Source organism: Amycolatopsis sp. NPDC114505 (assembly GCF_055633615.1).
This window is the reverse complement of the sequence record NZ_JBVKDV010000003.1, coordinates 60,308-80,864: the sequence shown is the minus strand read 5'-3', so window position 1 is coordinate 80,864 and position 20,557 is coordinate 60,308. Positions and strand designations below refer to the sequence as shown.

At 72.8% G+C, this 20,557-nt stretch carries 20 protein-coding genes; 12 read left to right on the top strand and 8 right to left on the bottom strand.

The window, feature by feature from the left end:
• Positions 1-129 precede the first annotated feature (129 nt).
• Positions 130-606, top strand: a complete 477-nt coding sequence (locus ACZ7OU_RS29745) for a MarR family transcriptional regulator (protein ID WP_470243736.1) — start codon at positions 130-132, stop codon at positions 604-606.
• A gap of 17 nt (positions 607-623) precedes the next feature.
• On the top strand, positions 624-1,037 hold the full coding sequence (locus ACZ7OU_RS29740; RefSeq protein ID WP_470257738.1) for a DUF5655 domain-containing protein: 414 nt from the start codon (positions 624-626) through the stop codon (positions 1,035-1,037).
• A gap of 4 nt (positions 1,038-1,041) precedes the next feature.
• Here the strand turns inward: ACZ7OU_RS29740 and ACZ7OU_RS29735 are convergent, their stop codons facing one another.
• Positions 1,042-2,307 (bottom strand): YncE family protein, encoded by a 1,266-nt coding sequence (locus ACZ7OU_RS29735; RefSeq protein WP_470257737.1) that lies wholly within the window; start codon positions 2,305-2,307, stop codon positions 1,042-1,044.
• A 173-nt stretch (positions 2,308-2,480) separates the two neighbouring features.
• Between ACZ7OU_RS29735 and ACZ7OU_RS29730 the strand changes: the two genes are divergently transcribed.
• On the top strand, positions 2,481-3,605 hold the full coding sequence (locus ACZ7OU_RS29730; protein ID WP_470257736.1) for a helix-turn-helix domain-containing protein: 1,125 nt from the start codon (positions 2,481-2,483) through the stop codon (positions 3,603-3,605).
• A 128-nt stretch (positions 3,606-3,733) separates the two neighbouring features.
• Here the strand turns inward: ACZ7OU_RS29730 and ACZ7OU_RS29725 are convergent, their stop codons facing one another.
• Positions 3,734-4,279, bottom strand: a complete 546-nt coding sequence (locus tag ACZ7OU_RS29725) for a TetR/AcrR family transcriptional regulator (protein WP_470257735.1) — start codon at positions 4,277-4,279, stop codon at positions 3,734-3,736.
• Positions 4,280-4,382: 103 nt separating this feature from the next.
• Here ACZ7OU_RS29725 and ACZ7OU_RS29720 point away from each other — a divergent pair, with 103 nt between their 5' ends.
• Both ACZ7OU_RS29720 and ACZ7OU_RS29715 read left to right on the top strand, forming a co-directional pair.
• Positions 4,383-5,267, top strand: a complete 885-nt coding sequence (locus ACZ7OU_RS29720) for an NmrA/HSCARG family protein (RefSeq protein ID WP_470257734.1) — start codon at positions 4,383-4,385, stop codon at positions 5,265-5,267.
• 22 nt (positions 5,268-5,289) lie between these two features.
• On the top strand, positions 5,290-5,733 hold the full coding sequence (locus ACZ7OU_RS29715) for an HIT family protein (protein WP_470257733.1): 444 nt from the start codon (positions 5,290-5,292) through the stop codon (positions 5,731-5,733).
• A gap of 19 nt (positions 5,734-5,752) precedes the next feature.
• Here ACZ7OU_RS29715 and ACZ7OU_RS29710 read toward each other — a convergent pair whose 3' ends face one another.
• The 3 genes from ACZ7OU_RS29710 to ACZ7OU_RS29700 all read right to left on the bottom strand — a co-directional run bounded on the left by ACZ7OU_RS29710 (position 5,753) and on the right by ACZ7OU_RS29700 (position 11,271).
• A complete protein-coding gene (locus ACZ7OU_RS29710; RefSeq protein ID WP_470257732.1) occupies positions 5,753-6,967 on the bottom strand; it encodes an FAD-dependent monooxygenase in 1,215 nt (404 codons plus the stop codon).
• A 31-nt stretch (positions 6,968-6,998) separates the two neighbouring features.
• Positions 6,999-9,995, bottom strand: a complete 2,997-nt coding sequence (locus ACZ7OU_RS29705; RefSeq protein ID WP_470257731.1) for an ATP-binding protein — start codon at positions 9,993-9,995, stop codon at positions 6,999-7,001.
• Positions 9,996-10,143: 148 nt separating this feature from the next.
• Complete coding sequence (locus ACZ7OU_RS29700; RefSeq protein ID WP_470259009.1) at positions 10,144-11,271, bottom strand: epoxide hydrolase family protein; 1,128 nt, start codon at positions 11,269-11,271, stop codon at positions 10,144-10,146.
• A 53-nt stretch (positions 11,272-11,324) separates the two neighbouring features.
• Between ACZ7OU_RS29700 and ACZ7OU_RS29695 the strand changes: the two genes are divergently transcribed.
• Entirely contained in the window at positions 11,325-12,290 is a 966-nt protein-coding gene (locus ACZ7OU_RS29695) for a helix-turn-helix transcriptional regulator (protein WP_470257730.1), read from the top strand.
• On the opposite strand, the gene ACZ7OU_RS29690 is transcribed toward ACZ7OU_RS29695, so the two are convergent.
• Together ACZ7OU_RS29690 and ACZ7OU_RS29685 are read right to left on the bottom strand one after the other, a co-directional pair.
• Positions 12,259-12,735 (bottom strand): SRPBCC family protein, encoded by a 477-nt coding sequence (locus ACZ7OU_RS29690; protein ID WP_470243725.1) that lies wholly within the window; start codon positions 12,733-12,735, stop codon positions 12,259-12,261. The genes ACZ7OU_RS29695 and ACZ7OU_RS29690 overlap by 32 nt on opposite strands.
• 1 nt (position 12,736) lies before the next feature.
• Positions 12,737-13,072: an ArsR/SmtB family transcription factor gene (locus tag ACZ7OU_RS29685; RefSeq protein WP_470257729.1), complete on the bottom strand. Its 336-nt coding sequence runs from the start codon at positions 13,070-13,072 to the stop codon at positions 12,737-12,739.
• 89 nt (positions 13,073-13,161) lie between these two features.
• Here ACZ7OU_RS29685 and ACZ7OU_RS29680 point away from each other — a divergent pair, with 89 nt between their 5' ends.
• From ACZ7OU_RS29680 to ACZ7OU_RS29655, 6 genes are all read left to right on the top strand, one after another.
• The gene (locus ACZ7OU_RS29680; protein ID WP_470259008.1) at positions 13,162-14,376 is read left to right on the top strand and encodes an ROK family protein; all 1,215 of its coding nucleotides are present in this window, start codon (positions 13,162-13,164) and stop codon (positions 14,374-14,376) included.
• 100 nt (positions 14,377-14,476) lie between these two features.
• Positions 14,477-15,496, top strand: coding sequence for an ABC transporter substrate-binding protein (locus tag ACZ7OU_RS29675; protein WP_470257728.1), 1,020 nt, complete (start codon positions 14,477-14,479; stop codon positions 15,494-15,496).
• Positions 15,493-16,266: an ABC transporter ATP-binding protein gene (locus ACZ7OU_RS29670; protein WP_470257727.1), complete on the top strand. Its 774-nt coding sequence runs from the start codon at positions 15,493-15,495 to the stop codon at positions 16,264-16,266. Before ACZ7OU_RS29675 ends, ACZ7OU_RS29670 begins: the two co-directional genes overlap by 4 nt.
• A complete protein-coding gene (locus ACZ7OU_RS29665; protein WP_470257726.1) occupies positions 16,263-17,105 on the top strand; it encodes an ABC transporter permease in 843 nt (280 codons plus the stop codon). The genes ACZ7OU_RS29670 and ACZ7OU_RS29665 overlap by 4 nt, the downstream gene beginning before the upstream one ends.
• A complete protein-coding gene (locus ACZ7OU_RS29660) occupies positions 17,102-18,415 on the top strand; it encodes an LLM class flavin-dependent oxidoreductase (protein ID WP_470257725.1) in 1,314 nt (437 codons plus the stop codon). The genes ACZ7OU_RS29665 and ACZ7OU_RS29660 overlap by 4 nt, the downstream gene beginning before the upstream one ends.
• The gene (locus tag ACZ7OU_RS29655; RefSeq protein ID WP_470257724.1) at positions 18,412-19,308 is read left to right on the top strand and encodes a TauD/TfdA dioxygenase family protein; all 897 of its coding nucleotides are present in this window, start codon (positions 18,412-18,414) and stop codon (positions 19,306-19,308) included. The genes ACZ7OU_RS29660 and ACZ7OU_RS29655 overlap by 4 nt, the downstream gene beginning before the upstream one ends.
• Positions 19,309-19,332: 24 nt before the next feature.
• On the opposite strand, the gene ACZ7OU_RS29650 is transcribed toward ACZ7OU_RS29655, so the two are convergent.
• Positions 19,333-20,520, bottom strand: coding sequence for an amidohydrolase (locus tag ACZ7OU_RS29650; protein WP_470257723.1), 1,188 nt, complete (start codon positions 20,518-20,520; stop codon positions 19,333-19,335).
• Between the last annotated feature and the right edge of the window lie 37 nt (positions 20,521-20,557).

Below are 20,557 nucleotides of genomic sequence, written 5' to 3'. Positions count from 1 at the left end.
GCGCACCAAGGGTTTTCAAAAGTCCACAGTGGAGGCACGAGAAAGGCGGCCGAGCCGGCCGGACGTCCCGGGCGAGTGCCGGGGTCACCCATCTTGACCGATGCTCTTGCGGTTGGCAAGTATTGCTTCATGCAAACCCTCGAAGACGCGGCCCCGGGCGCCGACCCGGACGTGGTCGCCCTGGACGGCCTCACCCTCGTCCTGGTCGGGATCGCGTGGGAGTGCGCGCACGCGGCGCCACCGGAGGTCACGTTCCCCCAGACGCGCCTGCTGCTCATCCTCGACCGCCTCGGCCGGGTACCGAGCTCGCGCCTGGCCGCGGCGATGGACGTCAACGCGTCGTCGGTGACGCGGCTGGCCGACCGGCTGGAGGCCCTCGGCTACGTGGCCCGCGGCCGCGACCCGCGCAACCGGAGCGTGGTGACCCTGGAGGTGACCGAGACCGGCCACGACCTGGTGGCGCGGATCCTCGACCGGCGGCACGCGGCGCTGGGCGCGCTGCTGGACCGGCTGCCGGCGGGGCAGCGCAAGGCCGCGGCCACCGCCGCCCGGCGGCTGGTGACCGCGGCCGCGACCGTCCCGTCGCTCGGCCCGGCCCCGCTGTGAGTGCCATCCTGGACGGCATGCCGACCCGCTGGACGTGCCCGCGCTGCGACCGCGAGTTCGCGCGCGCCGGCCAGGGCCACACGTGCGTCCCGGGCTGCACGGTCGACGAGACGTTCGCCGGCCGCGACCCGAAGTTCCGCGCGATCTACGACGCGGTCATCGAGCACCTGCGGACCCTCGGCGACGTCCACGAGGACGCCGTCAAGGTCGGGGTGTTCCTCAAGCGGGACCGGAAGCTGGGCGAGCTGCGGCCGCGGTCGAAGGACGTCCTGGTGTACCTGTTCCTGCCCCGCCCGATCGAGACGGCCCGGATCGCCCCGGCGCGCTGGGCGTCGGGGCTCCGGGTGGGACACCAGCTGAAGCTGCGCGAAGTGTCCGATGTGGATGACGAGGTCCGCGACTGGCTGACGATTGCCTACGACTTCTCCTGACGGTTCAGGCGGCTGGGCCGGTCCAGCCCTCGGGGACGTGGCCGATGCGGACCCGCTGCGGGTGGTCACCCACCGCCACCGAGACCAGCTTCTGCCCGGTCGCGAAGTCGATCGCCGTGACCCGGTCCGCGCCGGCTTCGGAGATGACGCACGCGCTGCCGTCGCCGCTCACCGTGGCCCAATACGGTTTCACCGCCGGCACCAGCGTGCCCTGCTGCAGGGTGGCGCGGTCGACGACCGTGGCGTAGTCGTCCATCGTCCCGGCGACGCAGAGCTTGGTGCCCGCCGGGTTCATCGACATACCGTGGTGCCGGGAGTCGTTGACGAACGTGGTGCGGTCGTCGCTCGTGGCCGGGTTCTTCGGCAGCTCCTTGAGCCGGGTGATCTTGTCGGTCGCGACGTCGTACTCCAGGAAGCCGTTATAGAACGAAACCTGGAAGTACAGTTTGGACTCGTCGGGGGTGAACGCGACCGGCCGCACGGCGTCCGAGAGGTCCCGGCGCCCGAAGGCGTCGAGCCGGTCGCGCATGTCGATCACCCTGACCTGCTGGAAGGTCGTGGCGTCGACGACCGTGATGCGCCGGTCCCCCTTGGTGAAGTCCCAGCCGGGGTCGTCGAGGTTCGTGTCGACGTTGCCGATCGACATGTTCCAGAGGTACCGGCCGCCGCCGGTGAAGACGTTCTCGTGCGGCTTGTCGCCGGTGGCGAACGAGCCGGCCTGCTGCCCGGTCACGATGTCCAGCACGTGCACGGTGTTCGACGTCGAGGCCGAGACGGCGACGCGACGGCCGTCCGGCGAGACCGCCATGTGGTCGGCGCGGAAGCCGGAAACCGGGAAGCGCCAGTTGATCCGGCCGGTGGCGAGGCTGATCGAGACGACGTCGGCGAAGCTGGGCCGCGACGCCACCACCGACGCCCCGTCCGGGGTCGTGTACATGTCGTCGACGAACTGGTCGTGCCCCTCCCCCGGCCCGTTGCGGATGCCGAGGAAGAACGCCAGCTTGATCGGGTTCAGGTAGATCTCCCGCAGCCGGTCGTCCTTGTCCGGGATGATGTTGATCCGCCCGATCTTCGCGAACGAGCCGCGGGACTGGATGACGTCGGCCGTCCCCTCCCAGTTGTTGCCGACGAACATCACCTCCCGCAGCGCCGCGGGGGCGCCGGTCGCGGGCACCGCCGCGCCGGTCGCCAGCAGGGCGACGGCGGAGGTCAGGTACGCCAGGCGCGAGAGGTAGGACCGCCGTCGGCGGGTTCCCGGGGAAGTGCGCACGACAAGACACCTTTCGACGCTGAAGAGGTGCGGCGGTGGTTTTTGCCCCGGGCAGGGGTTACTGTCCGGTATTGCCACGATAACCGGGCACCGGAGCCCGTCCGGTAGGGTCGGCCGCCCAACGTCGGCGGTGCCGGTTGTGGCGGTGCCACAACGGTTTCGGGAGGTGCCCGGTGACGCCGCTGCTCCGCCGGATCCTCGACGACCTGGCCGCGGACGAGGCCGTGCTCGACGAGCTGGTCAAAGCGGCGCGCAGCGAGTCGCCCGAGGTCGCGCGGCTGCCGGAGGCCGAGAACCGGCGGCACATCCAGGTCCTGCTCTCGGCCGCGCTGCGGGCGACGGCGAGTCCCGACGGCCCCGCGCGAGAGGACTACACCACCGCCGAGGCGCTCGGCGCGGACCGCGCGGCGCAGGGTGTCCCGCTCACCGAGCTGCTGCGCGGGGTCCAGGCCGGCCGCACGCACGCGGCCCGCGTCGCCGTCGAACGCGCCCGGGCGGCGGGCGTGCCGGACGACCTCATCCTCGAAACCGTCCTCGACGCCGACCGCTACACAGGGGCGCTGGAGCACCACATCGTCAAGGGCTACCACGCGGCCGAGCTCCAGCTGTCCCGCACGGTGCGCGACGCGCGGACCCAGCTGCTGCGGACCGTGCTGCTCTCCGGGCACCCACCGGCACCCGACGAGCTGCGACGGGCGGGGCTGCACCCGGACGTCCGGTACTTCTGCGTGGTGTCGGACGTCAGCGACCCGGCCCAGGCGCGGACCCTGGAGCAGGCACTGCTGGAGTTCGGCGGGGTGTACGGCCTGGTCGAGGGCAGGCTGACCGGCCTGGCCGTGCGGTCGCCGTCCGGGGTCGCGCTGGCCGACGACGTCCTGCTGGTCGTGGCGCCGCCGGCGGCGTTGCCGGAGGTGCCGGAGGTGCACCGGCTGTGCACGGCGGCGGCGCGCCTCGCCGGCCCCGGCTACCACGACTTGACGGCGCTGGCGGGCGAGATCGCCTTGACGGCCCAGCCGCTGCTGGCGGGTCTGCTGACGACTGGTCTGCTCGGCTCGCTGGACCCGGCGAACCCGTTCCACCGCGAACTGGCGGCGACGGCGCTGGCGTACCTGGACCACGGCCAGCGCCTGCGCCCGACGGCGGAGGCGCTGCACCTGCACCCGAACACGGTCCGGTACCGGCTGGACCGGCTGGCGGAGCTGACGCCGTTGCCGCTGGCGGAGAACGCGGGCGGCCGGGTGCTCGACGCGGTGCGGTCGTGGTGGGCACTGCACCACTGGCTGACGGCCTCGGGCTGACTCGCGAGGGCGGCCCGGCCCGCACGCCCGCGATCAGCTGCCACTCGTCCTGCCGGAACGCCGGCAGCGTTTCCGTTGCCCTCGGCGGAAACCGGCCGCGGCCCGCGGCGACCAGGGCCGGGGCCGGCTCAGCGGGCCGGGCTGATCCCCCGCACCGCCAGCTCCAGCAGCCGCCGCGCCTCGCCCGCCGGGTCGCGGTGGTGCTCGGTCGCCAGCACGATCCCCGTCACCACCGCGATCAGGTCCGCCGCCGTGACGTCCGCACTGACCGCGCCCGCCTCGATCGCCCGGCGCACCAACGGCTCGCCCGCTTCGGTCATCGTCGTCGAGCACGCGTGGGCCATCGACTCCTCGTCGCGGACCAAGGCCGTCGCCAGGCCGCGGGCCGTCGCCGCGTAGGTCGTCAAAGCACTCAGCCAGTCGAGCAGTGCCGCGCGCGGGGCCGGGGCTTCCGCCAGCGCGCGGGCCCGCTCGGCCAGCGCGTCGACCTGCTGCCGGAACACCGCTTCGAGCAGCGCCGGCCGGCTCGGGAAGTGGCGGCGCACGGTCGCCGAGCCGACGCCGGCGGTGCGGGCGATCTGCTCCAGGGACGCGTCGGCGCCGTGCGCGGCGACCTCCTCCTCGGCGACGGCGAGGATGCGCGCGTAGTTGCGACGGGCGTCGGACCGCGGCACGGACCACCTCCGGAACAGGAAGTGGCGGGGACCGCCACTTAGTCGCTAGTGTAGCGACCACGAAGTGGCGGGCCTCGCCATTTATCGGCCCCGAGGAGTCCCCATGTCCCCCGTCCTGGTCACCGGCGCCACCGGCAAGCAAGGCGGCGCCACCGCCCGCGCCCTCCTGAAGGCCGGCGTCCCCGTCCGCGCGCTGGTCCGGGATCCCGGGAAGGCACAGGCCCTCCGCACGTCAGGTGCCGAAATCGTGCAAGGCGACCTCTACGACTCCGACTCGCTCGCCCCCGCCCTGAAAGGGGTGCGAGGCGTGTTCTCCGTCCAGATGCCCGACATGACGAACCTCGACGGCGACTCCGAGTGGGTCCAGGGCCGCAACCTCATCGACGCCGCTCGCGACGCCGGCGTGCCGCAGTTCGTGCACACCTCGGTCTCCGGCGCCGGGCAGCACCGGTCCGCGCCCGGCTGGGCGGACGGCCGCTGGGCGTCGATGGAGCACTACCTGGAGACGAAGACGGCGATCCAGGACCGCGTGCGCGACGCCGGGTTCGCGCACTGGACGCTGCTCAAACCGGGGTTCTTCATGGAGAACTTCCTGCCGCCGTCGTTCCTGCTCCCCCACGGCCGGCTGGTGACGACCATCAAGCCCGGCACGGAACTGGCCCTGGTCTCGGTGGACGACATCGGCGCGGCGGCCGCGGCGGCGTTCGCGGACCCGGCGCGCTTCCACGGCGTCGAACTGGAGCTGGCGAGCGAGCGGATGACCATGACGCGGGTCGCCGAAGTCCTGTCCCACGCTCTCGGCACCGAGCTGACGGCACCGGACCTGACGGCCGAGGAAGCGCTGGCCGCCGGAGCACCGGCGTTCGCCGTCCGGCACGAGTGGCAGAACGAGATCGGCCACCCCGCGCAGCCCGAGTTCGCCCGGGCGCTGGGTATTCCGCTGACGTCGTTCGCGGAGTGGGCGGGAAAGCACCTGACACCGGCGTGACCATCCGGCTACGGTCGGCGCCATGCCACCGCACCTGCCCGCGACCACACCCGACGGCGAGTGCGTCTTCTGCGCCCTCGCCGCCGGCCGCGCCCCGGCGGCGTTCGTCCACGAGGACGCGGACTTCGTCGGCATCGTCGACCTGCGCCCGGTGACGACCGGCCACCTGCTGGTGCTCCCCCGCGCGCACCACGAGGACCTGGCCGCGCTGCCGGCCGAGGCGGGCGCCCGGATGTTCGGGATCGCGCACGAACTCGCCGCGGCGCTGCGGCGCACGGACCTGCGCTGCGAGGGGATCAACCTGTTCCTGGCCGACGGCACGGCGGCGGGCCAGGAGATCCCCCACGTCCACCTGCACGTGATCCCCCGCCACGCCGGCGACGGCTTCGTCCTGGCCGCGGACTGGCGGATCCGCGACCGCGAAGAGCTGGCCGAGGTGGCGGCCAAGGTCCGCGCGGCGAGCTAGGGCCGGTGCGGCCCCGTGGTCACCGCGAGTACGCACCCGCGTAGTCCTTCAGCACCAAGGCGTTCGCCGCTTCGCGGATCGGGCGGGACATCTGCTCCAGGACGCGGTTGCGGCCCGGCAGGTACGGCATCAGCTTGATCATCCGGGTGTTGAACCACGCGAACGCCCGCGACTGCGGGATGATCCCGCGCAGCGCCGTCTTCGCCAGCGCCTGGTTCTTCTCGATGTACGGCCGCATTTCCTCCTCGTAGCGGGAAAGCGCGACCGCGGTGTCGTCCGCGGCGGCCAGTTCCCCGGCCAGGACGTACGCGCCGACCAGGGCCAGGCTCGTGCCCTGGCCGGACGCCGGCGAGGCGCAGTAGCCCGCGTCGCCGAGCAGGGTCACCCGGCCGGCCGACAGGTGGTCCATGACGATCTGGCACACCGGGTCGAAGTAGAAGTCGTCCGCGTCGCGCATCGCCTCGAGCAGCTCCGGGATCTCCCAGCCCAGGCCCGCGAACTGGTCCGCGACGAGGTCCTTCTGGCCGTCGACGTCCCGGCGGTCGTAGGTCAGCGGCGGGGCGGTGAACCAGAACGCGGCCTTCGCGTCGTCCGCGCGGGCCGTGCTGTAGACGTTCACCATCTTGCCCCCGGCCGCCGAGTGCAGCAGCTCCCAGCGGTCCAGCTGCTGGGTGTTCGGCACGGTCGAAATCGAGATGTACGCGTCGAACCGGCGCAGGAAGTCCTCCTCCGGGCCGAACGCCAGCGCGCGGACGCCCGAGTGCAGGCCGTCGGCGCCGACGACCAGGTCGAACCGGCGCGGGGCGCCGTGCGCGAACGTCACGTGGACGCCGTCCGGGCGCTCGTCGAGGCCGGTGATCCAGTCGCCGAAGACGTACTCGGTGTCGTCCCGGGTCGCGGTGTAGAGGATCTTCGCGAGGTCGCCGCGCAGGATCTCGGTGTCGTCACCGTGGCGGAAGCCGAACGTGTCGGCGTCCAGCGTCGCGAGCTCCTTGCCGCGCTTGTTCACGAACGCGGCGCCGCGCATGTCGGTGCTCGCCGCGTGCACCTCCTCCAGCAGGCCCATCCGGCGGACGACGTCGACGGCGACACCGCGGATGTCGACCTTGTAGCCGCCTTCGCGCAGGCTCGGCGCCCGCTCGACGACGGTGGCCTGGAAGCCGTAGTGGTTCAGCCAGAAAGCGAGGGCGGGGCCGGCGACGCTGGCGCCGGAGATCAGGATGCTCTTCGTCATGCCCCGAACTCTGGGCGCGGCCGCTGACCACTCACGAACCGAGCACGAACCGCCGCGAACCGAACTCGCTCAACGCCTGGTCAGGGGGCATTTCGCGGCCGCGATCGAAGGCTTGCGCGTAGGCATCGGCACCGATCCGCCCCCGCACTCGGTCAGTCACCGCGGCCACATCCGCGTCCCCGGTGACCGGCGCGCCGCGCAGCCCGACGGCGACGCCGAGCAGGAACGCGGCCCGCTCGTCCTCGGCCCGCGCGGCGAGGACGCCCGCCAGGCCTTCGACCGCCTGGGCCGCGCCCGGCAGGTTCGCGTGCTCGAGGGCCGTGGCCAGCGCCTCCTGGTGCAGGTCGGTCGCCTCGTCGAGGTGCCCCTCGGCGGTGGCCGTCCAGCCGAAGCCCGTGTGGAGCCGGATCCGCGTCTCGCCGCCGGTGACCGGGTCGACGGCGAGGCCGACGGCCGCGGTGTACCAACGCCGGGCCGCGGTCAGGTCGCCCGCGCGCCGCGCGATCTCACCCAGGCCGCCGCGAGCCCGCGCGAGCGTCGACGGCGTGCCGGCCGCGCGCGCCTTTTCGGCGGCGGCTTCGTAGTCGGCCCGGGCGGTCTCGGCGTCGCCGGCGCGCAGCACGCCGTCGGCCCGGCGGCAGAGCAGGTCGGCGGCGTCCTCGACGGCGCCGAGCTCGCCGGCCAGCCGCACGGACTCGTCCATCAGCTCCCGGAACCGCGCGTGGTCGCCGCGCCAGTCCGCGAACTCCGCGAGCTTCTCCAGCGCGCTGGCCTCGCCCCAGCGGTCGCCGAGCGCGCGGAATCCGTCCAGTGACGCCGAAAAGTGCGTCTCGGCCTCCGCGATCCGGCCGCGGTACTGCGCGCCGAGCCCGTCGCCGATCCGCGTGAACGCCCGCGACCACGCGTCGTCGCCGACGAGCGCGGCCAGCCGCTCGCCGTCGCGCACCTTGGTGTGCGGCGAAAACGCCCACAGCAGGAAGAGGTACGGGTACCGCAGCGGCCGGTCGAGCCCCTGCACGATCGGCTCGATCCCGACGCCGGTGTCCGACGCCTGGATCAGGCAGACGACGTACTCCTCGGCCAGTCCCGGCGGCGGCTCGGCCCCGAAGGCCGCGACGACGGCGTCCGCGAACGGCGTCGCTTCGCTGCGCCGGCCGCACAGCCACCAGTACCAGGTCAGGGCCGCGATGAGCCGCACCGCGGTGGCCGGTTCCTCGGTCGCGCTCCAGCGCAGCGCGGCGAGCAACTCGGCGTGCTCGGCGGTCAGTTCGTCCAAAGTGGACAGCTGGTCCGCGCCGCGCAGCTTCGGCTCGGCCGCGCGGGCGAAGTCGAGGAAGTACCGCGCGTGCTCGGCTCGCCGGTCGTCGCCGTGCTCGGCGCAGAACGCCCGGATCGTCTCCAGCATCCGGTAGCGGCCGCCCGCGAACTCCACGAAGGACTTGTCGACCAGGCCGGTGAGCATAGTGTCGGCGTCGGGATCACCGCAGACGTGTTCAATCGCGTCGAGCCGCGCGCCGCCGGCGAACACCGCGAACCGGCCCGCGAGCCGACGCTCGTCCGGATCGAGGAGGTCCCAGCTCCACTCGACGACGCCGCGCAGCGTCCGGTGCCGCGGCTCGGCGGTCCGGTCGCCGCGCGACAGCAGCCGGAAACGGTCGCCGATCCGGGCGGCGACGTCGTCGGCCGACAGCGACCGCAGGCGGGCGGCGGCCAGCTCGATCGCCAGCGGGAGGCCGTCGAGGGCCGCGCAGATCCGGCTCACCGCCCCCGGATCGGGCACGCTGCCCGGCGCCACGGCCGCGGCCCGGTCGGTGAACAGCTTCGCGGCGGCGTCCGCGGGCAGCGGGCCGACCGGCACGAGCGTCTCGCCGGTCAGGCCGAGGGGTTCGCGGCTGGTGGCGAGCACGCGCAGGCCGGGGCACGCGCCGAGCAGCAGCCGGACCAGCCGCGCGGCCTCGGCGACGACGTGTTCGCAGTTGTCGAGCACCAGCAGCGCCGGCCGGTCGGCGAGCGCGGCGGCCAAGCGGGCGGCCGGCTCTTCGACGGCGCCCGGCGCCAGCACGCCCTGCTCACGCAGCCCGAGCGCGGCGAGGACGGCCCGCGGCACGTCGGTCGTCGTCGCCAGCTCGACGAAACAGGCGTCACCGGTCGCCGCTTCGATGGCGAGCCGGGTCTTGCCCGCACCGCCGGGCCCGGTGAGCGTGACGAGCCGGGCGTCCCCGAGGGCGGCGGTGAGCCGGTCGAGTTCCTGCCGGCCGACGAACCCGGTGAGCGGCACCGGAACCCGCCGAGCCGAAGCCGGCGCGGCGGCCCGCAGGACGGCGACGTGCGCGTCGGCCAGCTCCGGCGACGGGTCGGCCCCCAGCTCGTCGGCGAGCCGTTCGCGGATCTCGGCGAAGACGGTCAGTGCTTCGGCGGAGCGGCCGCCACCGTGCAGCGCGCGTACGAGCTGGGCGGCCAGCCGTTCGCGCAGCGGGTGCTCGCCGGTGAGCTCACGCAGCTCCGCGACGAGCCGCTCGTGGTGCCCCAGCACGAGCTCGGCTTCGACGCGGTCCTCGATCGCGGCGAGGCGCAGCTCGGCGAGCCGGGCCGCGCGCGGCGGATCCGCGAGGCCGTCGAGCGCGGGTCCCCGCCACAGCGAGAGTGCTTCGGTCAGCAGCGCCGACTTCACGACCGGGTCAGGCGTCGCGCGCGCCTCGGCGGTGAGCCGTTCGAAGCGGTGGACGTCGACGTCCTGAGGGTCGACGGCCAGCCGGTACCCGGCGGGGGTGAACTCGACGAGACCGTCCGGCGCGCCACCGTCCCGCAGCCGCCGCCGCAGCCGCGAGACCTGCGACTGAAGCGCTTCGGCGGCACCATCGGGCGGGCGCTCGCCGTGCAGGCCGTCGATGAGCCGTTCGGCGCTGATGACGCGCCCGGAATCGAGCGCGAGCAGGGCCAGCAGCCCCCGCAGCTGAGGCCCACCGAGGGCGACGGAGGTCCCATCAGGACGGCGGGCTTCGACCGGCCCGAGGATCGCGAACTGCACGCCGCCGATTCTGGCCCACCGCCCCCGTCCGCGGTGGCCGTTCGGATCAAGAGCTGCCACGCCCGGCTCTCGGCGCGCGGGTTCGGCGCGCTCGGCCTGAGGTCGTGAGTGAGAAACAGTGTTCTAACACTGTTTCTCACTCACGACCTCAGGCCTGCCGCAGCTTGCGGAAGAACGCTCGAACATCGGCCACCAGCAACTCCGGCTCCTCCATCGCCGGGAAGTGGCCGCCCTCCGCGAACTCCGACCAGTGCTCGATCTTCTCGTCCGGGTCCATGATCCGCCGCACCACCGGCGACGTGTCGAACACCGCCCAGCCCGCCGGCACCGCGGACGGCGCCAGCCACCCGTGGCCGGAATGCGCCGCCTCGTACAGGAACCGGGCCGCCGTCGCACCGCTGCGGGTGAACCAGTACAGGCTGACCGTCGTCAGGAGACGGTCACGGGAAATGCCCCGGTTCGTCCACGCCTGGAACTTCTCGGCGATCCAAGCCAGCTGCCCCACCGGCGAATCCGTGAGCGCCGCCGCGATCGTCTCCGGTTTGTGCGACTGCAGGTCGAGGTAGCCGCGGCCGGCCTTCCACGCCTCGCGGGCCGCGTCCAGTTCGGACTGTTCGGCCTCCGTCAGGCCGTCCGGCAGGGGAAGCTGCTCGCCGGCCAGTGCGATCGTGCCGCGGTCGCTGTTCACATGCGTGCCGAGCACGCGGTTCGGGTACAGCGCCGCCAGCCGTCCCGTGACGCCCGCGCCGATGTCGCCGCCCTGGGCGGCGAAACGGTCGTAGCCGAGCCGCGTCATCAGCTCGGCGAACGCCCCCGTCGTGCGGGCGAGCTCCCAGCCGGATCCGCTCAGCGGCGTCGAGAACCCGAACCCCGGCAGGGACGGGACGACGACGTGGAACGCGTCCGGGCCCGGCTCGGTCAGCGGCCCGATGACGTCCAGGAACTCCGCGAAGGTGCTCGGATAGCCGTGGGTCAGCAGCAACGGGACCGCGTCCGGGTCGGCCGAGCGGACGTGCAGGTAGTGGATCGGCTGGCCGTCGATCACGGTCGTGAACTGCGGGAACGCGTTCATCGCGGCTTCCTGGGCGCGCCAGTCGAAGCCGTCGCGCCAGTACTCGGCCAGCTCTCGGACGGCGTCGGTGGGCATGCCGCGGGACCAGTCCGGCTCGTCGCCGGGCACGGGGTCGGCGAACCGGGCCTCGGTGAGGCGCCGGTGCAGGTCGTCGAGGTCGGACTGCGGGATGTCGATGCGGAATGGGTTCGTCATGAGCAGCACGCTAGGAGCCATCGCGGAAGACTTCCTTCCGCGATCCGTGCGATCCTCGGGAAATGCTGCAGACCTCCGCCCGCCTCCTCCGGCTGCTGTCACTGCTCGAGACGCGGCGCGACTGGACCGGCGCCGACCTGGCCGACCGGCTGGGCGTCACCGCGCGCACCGTCCGCAGCGACGTCGGCAAGCTGCGCGACCTCGGCTACCCGGTCGAGGCCTCCCCCGGCGTCCAGGGCGGCTACCGGCTCGGCGCCGGCGCGCAGCTGCCGCCGCTGCTGCTCGACGACGACGAAGCGGTGGCCGTCGCGGTCGGGCTGCGGACGGCCACCGGCGTCGCCGGGATCGGCGAGACGTCGGTGCGCGCGCTCGCGAAGCTGGAGCAGGTGCTGCCGTCGCGGCTGCGGCACCGGGTGCACGCACTGCAGGCCGCGACGGTCTCGGTTCCGGGCACCGGCCCGGCCGTCGACGCCGACGTCCTGACGGCGATCGCGGCGGCGATCCGGGCGAACGAACGGCTGCGGTTCGACTACACCAGTCACGACCGCACCCCCAGCCGCCGCGACGTCGAGCCGCACCGGCTGGTCAGCCTGAACCGGCGCTGGTACCTCGTCGCGTGGGACACCGCGCGCGACGACTGGCGCACCTTCCGCGTCGACCGGATCACGCCGAAAGTGCCCAACGGGCCCCACTTCACCCCGCGCGAGCCGCCGGAGGGGGACGTCGCGCAGTTCGTCCAGCGCAGCGTGGGCGCGGCGACCTGGCGCTACCACGCGAAGGTCCGGCTGCACGCGCCCGCGGAGTACGTCTGCGCCCGGCTGCCGCTCGCGGTCGAGGTGACGCCCGAGGGGCCGGACCGCTGCGTCACCGAGGTCGGCTCGGACAACGCGGCGATGCTCTCGCTGTACCTCGGGCTCCTCGAAGTGGACTTCGAGGTCCTCGACGCGCCGGAGCTGGCGGCCGAGCTCGCCAAGACGGGCGAACGGTTCCTGCGGGCTAGCGCAGGGAGTTCGCCAGCTCCTCGATGATGACCATCTGCTCCCGCACGCCGACCTCCATGCCGGACTCGAGGATCATGTCCCGCAGTTCCTTACTGCCCGTTTCGGTCAGCAGCTCGAGGCGCGTCCGGTCCCCGAGGGCGGTGAAGGTGGCGGTGTTGAGCGGCCCGTCCACCGAGTCGAGGTCCACGCCCGGCAGCTCGAAGACCTCGGTGTAGACGACCTTCTCGTCCGGCACGACCTCCCGGTACTCGCCGTGGAAGCCGACCTCGGCGCCGTCGTTCGTCTCCAGCACGAACCGCCAGCGGCCGCCGGGCCGCAGGTCCATCTCCACCTTCGTCGTCGTCCCGCGCCGCCCGGCCCACCAGCGCTTCACCAGCTCCGGCGTGGTCCACGCGCGGTAGACGAGGTGGCGAGGCGCGTCGAACTCGCGCGTGATGAGGATCCGGTCGTCGGCCGGCGTCGTGATCTCCACGTCAGTGCTCCTGTTCCTTGAGTTCTTCGAGGACGTCGTCCAGCAGCTCGAAGCGTTCCGCCCACGTCCGTTCGTAGCGCTTGACCCAGTCGTGGATGGGTTTGAGCGCGGGGCCGTTGAGCCGGTAGAGCCGCTGGCGGCCGTCGCCGCGCACGTCCACCGCACCAACCTCCCGCAGGACGCGCAAGTGCTTCGACACCTGCGGCTGGGCGAGGCCGAGCGCGTCGACGAGGTCGCCGACGGACCGCTCGCCGCGCATCAGGACGTCGAGGATCTGCCGCCGCCGGGGTTCGGCGACGGCGTTGAAGGTGTCGGCCGTTGTCGCTGCTCGTGCCACGGGAGCATCATATGCCCATATGGGTATGCGTCAACACCCACATCCTGGGCACGCTGGGCTCCCGCGCCGCCGTCTGCCACGATCGGGCCATGGCCTCCCCGGTCGACGGTCCACAGAGGACGGACGCGCGCGGCGCCCGGCGGAGTGCCAGTGCGAGCGCCGTCCTGCGGGCGATCCTCGACGACGGCCCGATCGCGCGCAGCACCGTCGCGCGGCGGACCGGGCTGTCCGCCGCCGCGGTGACCGGGCACACCGCCGAGCTGCTCCGGCGCGGGCTGCTGCGGGAACTCCCGGAGGCCGAAAAGCGAGGCGTCGGACGGCCGCACGTCCCGGTCGACCTCGACACCGGGCGGCACGTCGCGGGCGCGCTGCACCTCGCCGTGCACCACGCCACCGTCGCGCTGCTCGACCTGCGCGGGAACGTCCTGGTGCAGCACGAAGAACCGCACGACGGCCTCGCCGCCGAAGACCTGCTCGCCCGCGCCGCCGAGATCCTCGACGACCTGCTGCTCGGGCACGCCCCGGACCGCGAGCCGCTCGGGCTCGGCGTCGCCACCGGCGGCTGGGTCGACCGCGCGTCCGGCACCGTCGTCGACCACCCGCTGCTGGGCTGGCGGGACGTCCCGGTGCGCGACCTGCTCGCCGCCTCGACCGGGCTCACCGTCGCGGTCGACGGGCACGCACGCTCACTGGTGCACGCCGAACAGCTCTTCGGGCACCCGCGGGCGCGGGACAGCGTCGTGCAGCTGTTCACCGGCAACGTGGTCGACGCCGCGTTCGCCACCGGCGGCACCGTGCACCACGGGCCGCGCTCGGCCGCCGGCGCCGTCGCGCACCTGCCGGTCGGCGACAGCACCGAAGCGTGCCGGTGCGGCCGCGCCGGGTGCCTCGAAGCCACCGTCTCGGAAGCGACCCTCGCGCGCCGGGCCGCGGAATGCGGTTTGATCACGCGTCCGGATTTCCCGGAATTGCTCGCGCTCGCCACGCGCGGCGATTCCGCGGCCGTGCGGTTGTTCCACGAACGCGCGCGATTCATCGGCCAGGCGGCGGCTTTGCTGCTCGACGTGCTCAACCCCGCCGTGCTCGTGGTGGTCGACCGGAGCATAGCGGGTGTACCCGGGTGCCTTCCCGCCATCCGGGACGAGGTCCGCGCCCGCTCGCGCGGCCTTGATCCTGGCGAAACAGTTGTGGGAACGAGCTTCCCGGGCACGGAGCTGGCCACCGCCGGCGGCGCGGTCCTGCTCGACCTCCTCTACGACGACCCGCTCGGTCCGCTCCCGACCCCACTCTCGCACGCCTCGTGAACCACCGGAGTTATTTCACGAACTCGCAAAATTGACCGTCCGGCCGGCGGCCGCGAACAATTGCGGCATCCCCGCCGACTCCCGGAACGGACGAACCACCGTGAAGAAAACCTTGCCCTTCCTGGCCGCCGCCGCGGTGCTGCTCGCCGGGTGTGCGTCGGCCACGGCGACCGGGGCCCCCGGCCAGCCCGAGAAGCTGGAGCTGCGCTACCAGGGCAGCGCGAACTCCGTGACGCTGCCCGAGCTCGCCGAGGACCTGGGCTACTTCGGCCCGGTCAAGCTGAAGTGGGTCGGCAACACGATCAGCGGCCCGCAGGACATCCAGTCCGCCGCCACCGACCAGACCGACTTCGGCGGCGCCTTCACCGGCGCGGTCGTCAAGCTCGCCGAAGCGGGCGCGCCGATCAAGGCGGTCGTCAACTACTACGGGTCCGACGACAAGGCCTTCATCGGCTACTACACCAAAGAGGACAGTCCGATCCGGACCGCCCGCGACCTGATCGGCAAGAAGGTCGGCGTCAACACGGCCGGGGCCAACCTGGAGGCCGCGCTCGACACCTGGCTGAAGGGCCAGGGCCTGTCCGGCGACGAGATCAAGCAGGTGCAGCTCGTCGTCATCCCGCCGATCAACGCCGAGCAGGCCCTGCGCAACGGCCAGCTCGACGTCGTCGCACTGCAGGGCATCCTGCAGGACCACGCTCTCGCGACCGGCGGCGTCCGCTCGCTCTTCAGCGACGTCCAGGCCTTCGGCCCGTACAACGGCGGCCCGTACGTGCTGCGCACCGACTTCATCAAGAAGTACCCCGAGACCACGAAGATCTTCGTCTCCGCCGTGGCGAAGGCGATCGAGTGGGAGCGCACCACGCCGCGCGACGAGGTGATCGCCCGCTTCACGAAGATCATCCAGACCCGCGGCCGCAACGAGAACACCGCCACCCTCAAGTACTGGAAGAGCGTCGGCATCACCCGCGGCGGCCTCATCGGCGACCAGGACTACACGCTCTGGGAGCCGTGGCTCAAGCAGCAGGGCTACATCAAGGGCGACCGGATCGACACCTCGAAGCTCTACACCAACGAGTTCAACCCCTACCGCGCCGGCGCGCCGGCGGTGACCAAGTGATCAGCATCCGCTCGGTGACCAAGACCTTCGGCGCGCTCACCGCCCTCGACGCCGTCTCCCTCGACGTCGCCGACGGCACGTTCCTCTCCCTCGTCGGGCCGAGCGGCTCGGGCAAGTCGACGCTGCTCGACCTCCTCGGCGGGCTCACCACGCCGACGTCCGGCGAGGTGCTCATCGACGGCGAGCCGGTGCGCGGCCCCGGGCTCGACCGCGGCGTCGTCTTCCAGCAGTACGCGCTGTTCCCGTGGCGCACCGCCCGCGCCAACGTCGAGTTCGGCCTCGAAGGCGGGCCGCTCGGCAAGCGGCAACGGGCCGAGCGGGCCCGCGAATACCTCGACCTGGTCGGGCTTTCCGGGTTCGAGGACCGCTACCCGCACGAGCTGTCCGGCGGGATGAAGCAACGGGTCGCGATCGCCCGCAGCCTCGCCTACGACCCCGCCGTGCTGCTGATGGACGAGCCGTTCGCCGCCCTCGACGCGCAGACCCGCGAGCAGCTGCAGGACGAGCTGCTGCGCATCTGGCGCCGCACCGGCAAGACGATCGTGTTCATCACCCACGGCATCGACGAAGCCGTCTACCTCGGCCAGCGGGTCGCCGTGCTGACCTCGCAGCCCGGCCGGCTCAAGGCCGTCGTGGACATCGACCTCGGCGACCGCACCGGGGACGTCCGGTCCGACCCGGCGTTCGGGCGGCAGCGCCACCGGCTCTGGGAACTGCTGCACGACGAGGTCCGCAAGGCGGCCGAACACGAACGGAGCGCCGTCGGATGACCACCACCCTGGAAGCCCCGGCCGTCCACACCGGACCGGCTCCGGCGGCGCCGCCGGAGCGCAAGTGGCGCAAGAAGTTCACCCGCGCGGTCCACGCGTCCGCCGCCGTCGTCCTCTTCGTCCTCCTCTGGGAGTTCGTCCCCAGGTTCGTCCTCGACGAGAGCACGCGGACGTTCCTGCCGCCGCTCTCGGAGGACCTCCAGGCGCTGTGGGACCTCGCGCTCGACGGTGAGCTCGCCGACCACCTGCTGGCCAGCGTCGGGCGGTCGGCCGCCGGGTTCGCCGTGGCCGTGGCCGTCGCGGTGCCGCTCGGGCTGCTGATCGGCTGGTACCGGCCGGTCGCGCGGTTCCTGCAGCCGCTGCTGGAGCTCGCCCGCAACACCGCCGCACTGGCGCTGCTCCCGGTGTTCACGCTGCTGCTGGGCATCGGCGAGCTGTCGAAGGTCACGCTCGTGGTGTACGCGTGCGTCTGGCCGGTGCTGCTCAACACGATCGCCGGCGTCAACACCGTCGACCCGCTGCTGATCAAGGCCGCCCGCTCGCTGGGCCTGTCCAGCCCGCGGCTGTTCCGGAAGGTGATCCTGCCCTCGGCCGTGCCGACGGTGTTCACCGGCATCCGGATGGCGGCGTCCTACTCGATCCTGGTGCTGGTGGCCGCCGAGATGGTCGGCGCGAAGGCCGGGCTCGGCTACCTGATCAACACCAGTCAGGTGAACTTCCAGATCCAGCAGATGTACGCCGGGATCATCGCGGTCTCGGTGCTCGGAGTGCTCGTCAACTCCGGCTTCGTCGTCCTCGAACGACGGTTTTCGACCTGGCGTCCCAAGGAGAAGGCATGATGCACCTCAACGCGTTCGTGATGCCGAACGGCCACCACGAAGCCGCGTGGCGGCACCCGTCGACCGACCCGCACCGGGCGCGGACGCTGCGGCACTACGCCGACATCGCCCGCACGGCCGAACGCGGCAAGCTCGACTCGCTGTTCCTCGCCGACGGCGTCGCGCTGTGGGGCAACGTGAAGCACAACTCCCACAGCCACTTCGAGCCGTTGACGCTGCTTTCCGCGCTCGCCGCGAGCACAGTCCACATCGGACTCATCGCGACGGCGTCGACGACCTACAACGAGCCCTACCACCTGGCGCGCAAGTTCGCCTCGCTCGACCACCTCTCCGGCGGCCGCGCGGGCTGGAACATCGTCACCTCGGCGGGCGTCGACGAAGCCCGGAACTTCAACCTGGCCAAGCGGCCGTCGCACGCCGCGCGCTACGAGCGGGCGGACGAGTTCATCGAGGTCGTCAAGAAGCTGTGGGACAGCTGGGACGACGACGCCGCGGTCGTCGACCGGGCCAGCGGGATCTACGCCGACACCGGCCGCATCCGGCCGATCGCGCACGACGGCGAGCACTTCCAGGTCCGCGGGCCGCTCAACATCGAACGCCCGCCGCAGGGGCATCCGCTGCTCGTGCAGGCGGGCTCGTCGGAGACCGGCAAGGAGTACGCGGCCCGCCACGCCGAAGCCGTCTTCACCGCGCAACAGACCTTCGCCGAGGGGAAGGCGTTCTACGACGACGTCAAGGGCCGGCTCGCGAAGTACGGCCGGACGCCGGACGAGCTCAAGATCCTCCCGGGCATCTCGCCGATCCTCGGCCGCACCGAGGCCGAAGCCCGCCGACGCGAGGCCGAGCTGAACGCGCTGATCACGCCGGACTACGGGCTGCGGCAGCTGTCGAAGATGCTCGACCACGACGTCACCGGCTACCCGCTGGACGGCCCGCTGCCCGACGTCGGCAGCTTCACCGAAGGCGGCCAGAGCCGGTTCGAGCTGGTCGTCGGCCTGGCCCGGCGCGAAGACCTGACCATCCGGCAGCTGCTGGAACGCCTGGCCGGCGGGCGCGGGCACCGCGTCTTCGCCGGGACGCCGGTCCAGGTCGCCGACGAGCTGGAGGCCTGGTTCACCGGCGGCGCCGCCGACGGCTTCAACGTCATGCCGCCCACCCTGCCCGGCGGGCTCGACGACTTCGTCGACCTCGTCGTCCCGGAACTGCAGCGGCGCGGGCTGTTCCGCACCGAGTACGCCGGCACCACCTTGCGCGAGCACTACGGCCTCGCGCGTCCCGTCAACCGCAACCGAGTCAAGGAGCCCGCATGACCGCGATCAGCACCGACGTCCGCAAGATCACCGGGAGGATCGGCGCCGAGATCATCGGCCTCGACCCGGCCGGGGACCTCGACGCCACCCAGGTGGCGTTCCTCGCCGACGCCCTGCACGAGCACAAGGCGCTGGTGTTCCGGAACACCGAGCTCGACGACGGGGGCCAGCAGCGGTTCGCCGCGCGCTTCGGCGAGCTGACCAAGGCGCACCCGACGGTGCCCGCGGCCGACGGCGCGCCGACGATCCTGCCGGTCGACAGCGAGCTGGGCCGGGCCAACCACTGGCACACCGACGTCACCTTCGTGCTCAACCCGCCGAAGGCCAGCACGCTGCGCAGCCTCGTGGTGCCGCCCTACGGCGGGGAGACGCTGATCGCGAACGCGGGCGCGGCCTACCGGGACCTGCCGGAGCCGCTGCGGGCGTTCGCCGACACGCTGCGGGCCGTGCACACCAACGACTACGACTACGTCCGGCCGCCGGAGGACGTGGACGACAAGGAGCAGGCGCGGCGGGCCCAGTTCGTCTCGCGCAAGTACCGGACCGTGCACCCGGTGGTGCGGGTGCACCCGGTGACCGGCGAGCGCGGGCTGTACATCGGCGGGTTCGCGCAGCGGATCGAAGGCCTGTCGGTGAGCGAGTCGCGGGATCTGCTGCGGCTGCTGCAGTCCTACGTGACGCGGCCGGAGAACATCGTGCGCGTGGCGTGGGAGCCGAACCAGCTGGTGCTGTTCGACAACCGCATCACGCAGCACTACGCGATCGACAACTACGACGGCCTCCCCCGCCGCCTCAACCGGGTGACGGTGGCCGGCGACGTCCCCGCCGGTATCGACGGGCGGCCGAGCGAGTCCCTGGAAGGGGACGCCTCGCACTACACGTCGGTGGCGTGACCCCGGAGCGGGACGGGCGTGCGCTCAGCGCCCGTTCCGCCGCATCTCCCGGAAGTGGTCCCAGGCCCGGCTGACCAGCGCGGGGTGCGTCCGCAGGTCGATCGCCGTGCGGGCCAGCGCCGCCGCCGAGGCCAGCATCGCCGCTCGCCCTCGGGCGCTCACCGACGCGGCCGCGAACTCCTCCGTGTGCACCGCGTACTCCTCCGCCGTGATCGCCACGAACGGGTGGATCGCCGGGACGCGCGCGCTGAGGTCGCCGATGTCCGACGAGCCCGGGTACACCCCCGGCTCCGGCGGCGTCGCGTGGATCCCGCGCGCCGCCAGGTGCTCGGTGAACCGCTCGGACAGCACCGGGTTGTCGCGGAAGTGCGCGTAGCCGCGCCCGAGGCGTTCGACGTCGACCTTCGCGCCGGTGGCCAGCGCCGAGCCCTCCGCGGCCGTCGTCACGTCTTCGACCAGGCGGTCCAGCGCGCCGGTCGTGAGCGCGCGGAGCCCGAAGCGGCCTTCGGCGCGGTCGGGGACGATGTTCGTCGCCTCGCCGCCGTGGGTGATGATCCCCTGGACGTGGGAGCTCGCGGGCAGCCGCCGGCTCAGGGCCGAGATCGCGCCGAACGCCTGGATCAGCGCGGCGAGCGCGTCGACACCGGCCTCCGGGTCGCCCGTCGGGTGGGCGGCGCGGCCGTGGAAGGTCACCTTCAGCTCGACCTGCGCGGTCAGCGGGGCCCAGGACCACGAGTGGACGCCGGGGTGGATCATCAACGCCGCGTCGACGTCGTCGAAGACGCCCGCCTCGGCCAGCGCCACCTTGCCGCCGCCGCGTTCCTCGGCGGGACACCCCACGGCGAGCAGCGAGCCCGGGCTGTCCGCGAGGATCTCCTTCGCGGCCAGCGCCGCCCCGAGGCCGGCCGCGGCGATCAGGTTGTGCCCGCACGCGTGCCCCAGTCCGGGCAGCGCGTCGTACTCCAGCAGCAGCGCGACGCACGGCCGCCCGCTCCCGGCCCGCGCGACGAACGACGTCGGCAGGCCCGCGACGCCGCTCTCGACCTCGAAGCCGTCCGCGGCCAGCTCGGCCGTAAGACGCTCGGCGGCCGCGTGTTCCGCATAGGACAGTTCCGGCCGCTCGTGCAGTGCGGTGGCGACCGCCCACAGCCGGTCGTCCAGCCGCTCGATCCGCTCGTCCGCCCGCTCGTGCAGCTCTTCGTGCCATTCCATGCCCACCGGAATACCCCCAACCGGCACGATCACGCCA

Excerpts from the sequence above, each read along its gene's own strand:
- ACZ7OU_RS29665 (WP_470257726.1), top strand. The coding sequence starts at position 16,263 with ATGACCACCACCCTGGAAGCCCCGGCCGTCCACACCGGACCGGCTCCG.
- ACZ7OU_RS29715 (WP_470257733.1), top strand. The coding sequence starts at position 5,290 with ATGCCACCGCACCTGCCCGCGACCACACCCGACGGCGAGTGCGTCTTC.
- ACZ7OU_RS29720 (WP_470257734.1), top strand. The coding sequence starts at position 4,383 with ATGTCCCCCGTCCTGGTCACCGGCGCCACCGGCAAGCAAGGCGGCGCC.
- ACZ7OU_RS29655 (WP_470257724.1), top strand. The coding sequence starts at position 18,412 with ATGACCGCGATCAGCACCGACGTCCGCAAGATCACCGGGAGGATCGGC.
- ACZ7OU_RS29695 (WP_470257730.1), top strand. The coding sequence starts at position 11,325 with ATGCTGCAGACCTCCGCCCGCCTCCTCCGGCTGCTGTCACTGCTCGAG.
- ACZ7OU_RS29710 (WP_470257732.1), bottom strand. The coding sequence starts at position 6,967 with ATGACGAAGAGCATCCTGATCTCCGGCGCCAGCGTCGCCGGCCCCGCC.
- ACZ7OU_RS29650 (WP_470257723.1), bottom strand. The coding sequence starts at position 20,520 with ATGGAATGGCACGAAGAGCTGCACGAGCGGGCGGACGAGCGGATCGAG.
- ACZ7OU_RS29660 (WP_470257725.1), top strand. The coding sequence starts at position 17,102 with ATGATGCACCTCAACGCGTTCGTGATGCCGAACGGCCACCACGAAGCC.
- ACZ7OU_RS29740 (WP_470257738.1), top strand. The coding sequence starts at position 624 with ATGCCGACCCGCTGGACGTGCCCGCGCTGCGACCGCGAGTTCGCGCGC.
- ACZ7OU_RS29745 (WP_470243736.1), top strand. The coding sequence starts at position 130 with ATGCAAACCCTCGAAGACGCGGCCCCGGGCGCCGACCCGGACGTGGTC.
- ACZ7OU_RS29680 (WP_470259008.1), top strand. The coding sequence starts at position 13,162 with ATGGCCTCCCCGGTCGACGGTCCACAGAGGACGGACGCGCGCGGCGCC.